Annotated in this window: 8 protein-coding genes; all 8 read right to left on the minus strand. The window is 23.3% G+C overall.

The features are described 5' to 3' along the window. Position 1: 1 nt before the first annotated feature. The 8 genes from AAHM89_RS12705 to rpmH all read right to left on the minus strand — a co-directional run bounded on the left by AAHM89_RS12705 (position 2) and on the right by rpmH (position 6091). Positions 2–751, minus strand: coding sequence for a lipoprotein (locus tag AAHM89_RS12705; protein WP_342266545.1), 750 nt, complete (start codon positions 749–751; stop codon positions 2–4). A gap of 204 nt (positions 752–955) precedes the next feature. Beyond that, positions 956–1519, minus strand: a complete 564-nt coding sequence (locus AAHM89_RS12710) for a DJ-1 family glyoxalase III (RefSeq protein ID WP_342266546.1) — start codon at positions 1517–1519, stop codon at positions 956–958. Beyond that, positions 1512–2357, minus strand: coding sequence for a TatD family hydrolase (locus AAHM89_RS12715; protein ID WP_342266547.1), 846 nt, complete (start codon positions 2355–2357; stop codon positions 1512–1514). Before AAHM89_RS12715 ends, AAHM89_RS12710 begins: the two co-directional genes overlap by 8 nt. A gap of 17 nt (positions 2358–2374) precedes the next feature. After that, complete coding sequence (gene mnmE, locus AAHM89_RS12720) at positions 2375–3730, minus strand: tRNA uridine-5-carboxymethylaminomethyl(34) synthesis GTPase MnmE (RefSeq protein WP_252319038.1); 1356 nt, start codon at positions 3728–3730, stop codon at positions 2375–2377. 50 nt (positions 3731–3780) lie between these two features. Beyond that, complete coding sequence (locus AAHM89_RS12725; protein ID WP_342266548.1) at positions 3781–4374, minus strand: protein jag; 594 nt, start codon at positions 4372–4374, stop codon at positions 3781–3783. Positions 4375–4400: 26 nt separating this feature from the next. After that, the gene (gene yidC / locus AAHM89_RS12730) at positions 4401–5582 is read right to left on the minus strand and encodes a membrane protein insertase YidC (protein WP_342266549.1); all 1182 of its coding nucleotides are present in this window, start codon (positions 5580–5582) and stop codon (positions 4401–4403) included. Positions 5583–5595: 13 nt separating this feature from the next. Next, on the minus strand, positions 5596–5925 hold the full coding sequence (gene rnpA, locus AAHM89_RS12735; RefSeq protein WP_174481422.1) for a ribonuclease P protein component: 330 nt from the start codon (positions 5923–5925) through the stop codon (positions 5596–5598). A gap of 31 nt (positions 5926–5956) precedes the next feature. Then, positions 5957–6091 (minus strand): 50S ribosomal protein L34, encoded by a 135-nt coding sequence (rpmH, locus tag AAHM89_RS12740; RefSeq protein WP_174481423.1) that lies wholly within the window; start codon positions 6089–6091, stop codon positions 5957–5959. Positions 6092–6356: the final 265 nt, after the last annotated feature.

The raw sequence follows: 6356 nt of genomic DNA on the forward strand, positions 1-6356 counted from the left end.
ATTAAACTTCTGGAACTCAATTAACTTTTAAATCGTTATTTTCACCAATAAAATGGTTCTTTCCTTCATCTGTTAATGTTAATTTAACATGTGTATCATGTTCTTTTAAATCTTCTGTAGTTAAAGGATCACCATCTACTTTTACAATATTAATCATATTAATATCTAATTTTGAAAAACCATTTTGTTTTTTTAATTCTTTTACTAAAATAGTTTTAAATTCAGCAATATCTGCTTTACAATTTACAGTTTGAGTTGTTAAAAATTTTAAGTTTTGTTTAACAAATAAATTTAATGAAACATCATATTCAACTGTTTGATCTACTAGTTCAACTTTATTTGTTTCTTGTTTTACTCCTTTATATAAATTTAATTTAACTTTAATTGTAATAAAATTTTCTGAACCAATAATTAAACCTTGTTGATCTTCTGCAGAATATATTGCTACTAATTCATTTTCTTTAACTTCAATATTTTTATCTTTGGAAATTTTTTGAACTGGAACTGTATTATTAATTGGTACTATAATAGTTGCTAAATCTACTGTTAATTTTGATCAAACAAAATCATATGTATTATTTTCTTCGTTATATTTAATACCAAAACCTTCTAAATTACTAAAGTCACCAACATTATAACTAGAAGCAAATGATTTACTTAAAATACTTTCTGATGTTTTACAAGCAACTATTGCTGTTGTACTTACTGTTGTAAATCCAATCGTTCCTAAAATATTTAATCATTTTTTCATTTTTATAAAAACCCCCTTTTTTATACACTTATTATATTATTATTTTAAAAAAAATAAAAAAATACATTTTTAAATGTCAACAATATTTTTTATCAATTAAAATGTATTTTTTATATTTAAAATTATTATTTTAACTGTATAAAAAGTATAAGCCATTAACTATTTTAAAAGTAATAACTTTAACTTTATATAAAAAAATACAAATTAAAAAACTAATTGTTTTTTAATTTGTTCACTAATTTCTTTACTTTCTAAAACTTCAATTAACTTTAAACCAAATTCAAATACAGCACCAATTGATTTTCCAGTTATAATATTATTATCAACTACTACTTTTTCATCTAAAATAATACTTTTATTTAAACCAATATTAGTGTCTGGATAATGCGTAATTTTTTTGTTATCTATTAAATTTAATTGCCCTAAAATTTGCGGTGCTGCACAAATAGCAGCAATAAACTTATTACTATCTTTAGCAAAAATAACTAACATTGATTTTAATAATTCATTTTTGTTTAAGTTTTCTACTCCAATTTTACCACCCGGTAAAATTAGCATCTTATAACTTAACAAATCAATATCACTGATTTTCTTTTCACATAAAATAAAAACATTATGACTTGATTTGATTTTTAAGTCATTTTCAATACTTACTAAATCAATAATAATATTAGCCCTTCTTAATAGATCAATAGTAATTATTACTTCACCCATTTCATAGCCTGTTGCTAAAAAAATGGCTACTTTAAACTTCTCATTATTACTCATTATTTCTTTTCAATTCATTATTTAATTTAAAAACATTAATAGCATTTTCCCTAGTTGCATTAATAATACTTTGTTTTGGGATCTTCTTTAATTCAGCTATTTTATTAACTGTAAATATTATATTTTCTGGATGATTAATTGTTAATCCATTTTTGGGATTTTTGCCTCTTTTTGGTTCAGGAGTCAAATATGGCGCATCTGTTTCAACTAATATTTTATTAATTGGTATATTTTTTGCTACCTCTTGTAACTTCAAAGCATTTTTATATGTCACATTACCTGCAAAAGAAATATAAAAACCTTGTTTTATAAATTTTTCAGCTATTACTTTTGTTCCCGTAAAACAATGAAGAACACCATTAGTAATATTTTCTTTTTTAATAATTTCAAAAGCATCTTCAAAAGCATTACGAATATGTAATAATACGGGTAATTTATGTTCTTTAGCTAATTTTAGTTGTTCAATAAATCATTTTTTTTGCAATTGTGGTTCTGTAAATTTATGATAATAATCTAATCCAATTTCACCAATAGCAACTACTTTACCAGTTGCTATTAATTTTTTCAATTCTGAAATAGTATTACTATCGCAAGTATTTACTTCTGTTGGATGAATACCTACAGCTGCATAAAGATTAGGAATTTTTTCTTCACTCTCAAATTCATAAATTTGACTAACAGCTTGCTTACTAGTATTTAAGTCAAAACCAACATTACAAATACTACCAATACTATCACCTGCTGAATAAGCATCAGTTAATAATTTTAATATTTCTGTTTCATCATAATGTTTTGACATTAAATGACAATGAGTATCAAAAATTCCATTATTAGTCATATATTTTACCTTCCCTTTTATTTTCCTAAACAAAATCTTTTAAAAATTTCATCTAATAAATCAGTTTCAAATTTTTTACCTTGCATTTCTAAAATCTTATTTCATGCAGTTTGTAAGTGAACAATAATTAAGTCTATCGAAATATTCTTTTTTAAATCTTTTAATGCTTCTGAAATACTAAGTTCAATTTCATCCAAATATGCTAATTGTCTTGTATTTGCAAAAAGTAATTCTTTATCAAAATTAATTTCAGTAGTTATAATTTTATTTTTTATTCCTAAAATTAGATTTTCAATTTCGCCCATTATTGCACTAACTTTTACCACATTAAAATTATTTTTAATGTCTAATTTTAATTTTAACCTTAAATCCGTTTTATTAATAGCAATAAGATAATTTTTATGTTTTATTTTTTCTAATAATTGTTTATCCTCAATACTTAAATCTTTTGAACCATCTAGTACTAATATTATTAAATCTGCTTCGTTTAAAGCCTTATGTGATTTATCAATACCTGCTTTTTCGATATCATTTAAAGTATGACGTATACCTGCTGTATCAATTAAATTTAAACTAATATCACCCAAATTAATTTTGCCTTCTACCAGATCTCTTGTTGTTCCTTCTTCATTAGAAACAATAGCTTTATCTTCATTTAAAAGCACATTTAATAGGGAAGATTTTCCAACATTAGGTTTTCCAATAATAACTGTATTAATTCCCTCTTTTATAGTTTTAGTAATTTTACTATGTTCTTTAATAACTTTTATTTTATTTAAAAATTTTTCAACTAAAGGAATAACATTATTAATTGTTTTTTCCTCAACCCCATCGTATTCAGGATAATCAATATTAACTGTTATATTAGCAATTAAAGTTAGTAATTCTGAAGATAATTCATCAATTAGTATTCTTGTTTTACCACTTAAACTATTAATAGCGGTTTTTAAAATAGTATTATTTTCAGCCATAATTAAATCATTAATTGCTTCTGCTTCAATTAAATCAATTTTATCATTTAAATAAGCTCTTCTCGTAAATTCTCCTCTTGTTGCCATTCTCATACCTGTAGATAGTAATAATTGCAAAATTTTTTGTGTTATTAGCACTCCACCATGACAATTAATTTCAATTGTATCTTCACCTGTAAAAGATTTGGGAGCGCGATAACATGCCAAAACAACTTGATCAATTTTATTCTTATTATGATCAATAATATATCCTGTTATTAAAGTGTGGCCTTTTTGATTTAAAATATCTTTATCAAAAACCTTATTTAATAACTCATAAGTATCTTTTCCTGAAATTCTAATAATACTAATTGCTTGATTTAAAGGGGCGGTTGCAATTGCAGTAATAGTATCATTTAACATTTTTTCCTCTTTTCATTTAAACAATCTAAGATTTTAAATCTTAGATTACTCTAATTTTCCAATCTAATTACTACATGACGGTTATAACCTATACCTTCAGAAAAACTTGATATTCCTTCAATATTTTTAAGTATTTCATGTATAATTTTTCTTTGGTTATTAGGCATTGATTCAAAATGAAACATTTCTTTACTTATTCTTATTTTTTTTATAATTTCATATATTCTAATTTTTAAATTTTGTTTTTGAATATTTAAATAATTATTAACATTTATTACTATTTGATAGTTTCTTTTAAATTTTGTTTCTAAATAAGTAATAAGTAAATTTTGTAAAGCACTAATTGTATAACCTTTTTTGCCAATTAAAATTGAATTTTCATTTTTACAATTAATATTAATATAAAATTTATTGCCATTTAATATTATTTCTTCTTGATAATTTTTTATATTAAAAAGTTCCAATAAATCATGTCATTTATCATTCAAATAATTTTTAACATCATTTTCGTTAAAAATAAAAATTTTAGTAATGGTTTTAAATAAACATTTTTCTATACCTAATTTTATATAAAATGTCTTGGGGGGTAAATTTTTGATAGTTTTTTCTAAATCAATATTTTTTTTAAATGATTTAATTTCCATCTTTTTTTTCTCCACATTATAATAAATTACTTATTTTTTTTAGGTTGAACAACTATTTCAGATTTTGTAAATATCTTTTTAATCTTACTTGAAAATGGTGTACTAATTGTACCATTTTTTTTATAACGGCTACGTTTATGTTTATTATAGTAATGAAAACCAAGAGTTTGAAATATTTGTAATATTCCAGAAATAATTCAATAAATGCCTAATCCTGAAGGAGCAACACATACATAAAATAAAAACATAAAAATCATAACGCTTTGAATAATAACTTGTTTTTTTAATGCAGCTTTTGCTTCTTTAGTTTTAATCTTCTGTCGTGAACGATTTAAAAACATCGGTAATAACATAGAAACTAATTGTGTTGGTATATATATAACAATAATTATTAAATACATAAATTGGCCATGGGTAACCATAGTTCATGGTTGTTCAACTAAACTAATAGCACCAACAACAGTATTTTTTAATAAATTAGTTGATTTCATAACAGTAAACATAGCTGTTAAGAAAGGAAGTGATAAAAACATTGGAATAAAAGCAGCCATTGGATTTATTCCTTCTTTTTTATAAATAGCCATTAATTCCATTTGTTGTTTTTGTTTTGCACTTGGATCACGTGAATGTTTATATTTGGCTTGAATTTCGGAAGTTTTCATTTGCACTGATTGCATTTTTTCCTGATTTTGTTGGGCTTTAAAAGTAAATACTAATGTAATAAGTTTAATAATTAAGGTTGTAAAAATAATAGCAAAAATAACACTTACTGATCAATATTTTGATTTTACATCAACTCCACCACTTAATCCAGCAGAAATACTAACTAAGATTCAAGCAATTGGATAAACAAACATTCCAAAGAACGGTGATTTAGTTTGCGTTCAAGCTTCACTTCATGTTCTAATCCCTGTAAATCCATATTCATAAATATTGTTACCATTAAAATGAAAAATGTGATTTTTTGCTACATCACTGTTACCAATAAGTAATTCAAAAAAAACAGCCGCTACATTATATTTTTGAAAATCATAAGCTGAAATAACATCACTAGTTGCAACATTAGGATCACCCATAGTCTGACCGCAACCTCAAAGTGTTGACATCAATAAAAAAGTCCCTAAAATAATTTTAGTTCATTTTCATGTTATTTTTAATCAAACGTTTTTTTTCTGTTGTTCAGGAAATAAAAACTTTTTATATTGCATTAATTTTACTCTCCTATAATGGGATTTTCATTAAAAGATGTAATAAAGAGCTAAGATTTTCTTCATATGTATTAGATAAATAATTTTTTCTAATCATAATTACTATATCTACTGGTCAATCTTTTTTAATATCTACTAACATTCCTCGTACTTGACGTTTAATCTTATTACGTGCAAAAGCAAAACGAACTAGTTTTTTTCCTACTGATACACCTACTCGTATAGTCTCAAAATCTACTCTATTCATATAATAGATAAAAAATTGACCATTTGAAATACTTTTTCCTTCATTAATTAAATATTTAAAATGATGATTTTTCAAAAGGCGGTATTTTTTTTCCATATTTTGTTCACCTTATTTTATTTTTTTTAAACTATGCTGTTAATTTTTTACGTCCTCTTTGACGTCTTCTTTTAATAACATTAATCCCTGTTGCAGATTTCATTCTTGCAAAAAAACCATGAGTTTTTTGATGTTTTCTCTTACTTGGTTGATATGTCGGTTTCATTTTTTTCTCCTTTTTTTAAAATTATAATAAAAAATCATTAAGAGTATTCTAACATAATATTTATATCTTAACAAATTATTCTGTTTATTTTTAATAAAAACAATATTAGTTTAACAAAAAAATAAATCATTTATAATATTAAATAATAAATATTATTTTTTTATTTTTTTTAAAAGTATAATACAGATTATAATTATAAAAAAGTTATCAACATTAATCCACAATTTATCCACAATAATTATATTAATTAAAGAGGTTTTTAAAA

The sequence above is a fragment of the Spiroplasma endosymbiont of Villa modesta genome (genome assembly GCF_964030925.1).
Taxonomy (GTDB): domain Bacteria; phylum Bacillota_I; class Bacilli_A; order Mycoplasmatales; family VBWQ01; genus Spiroplasma_E.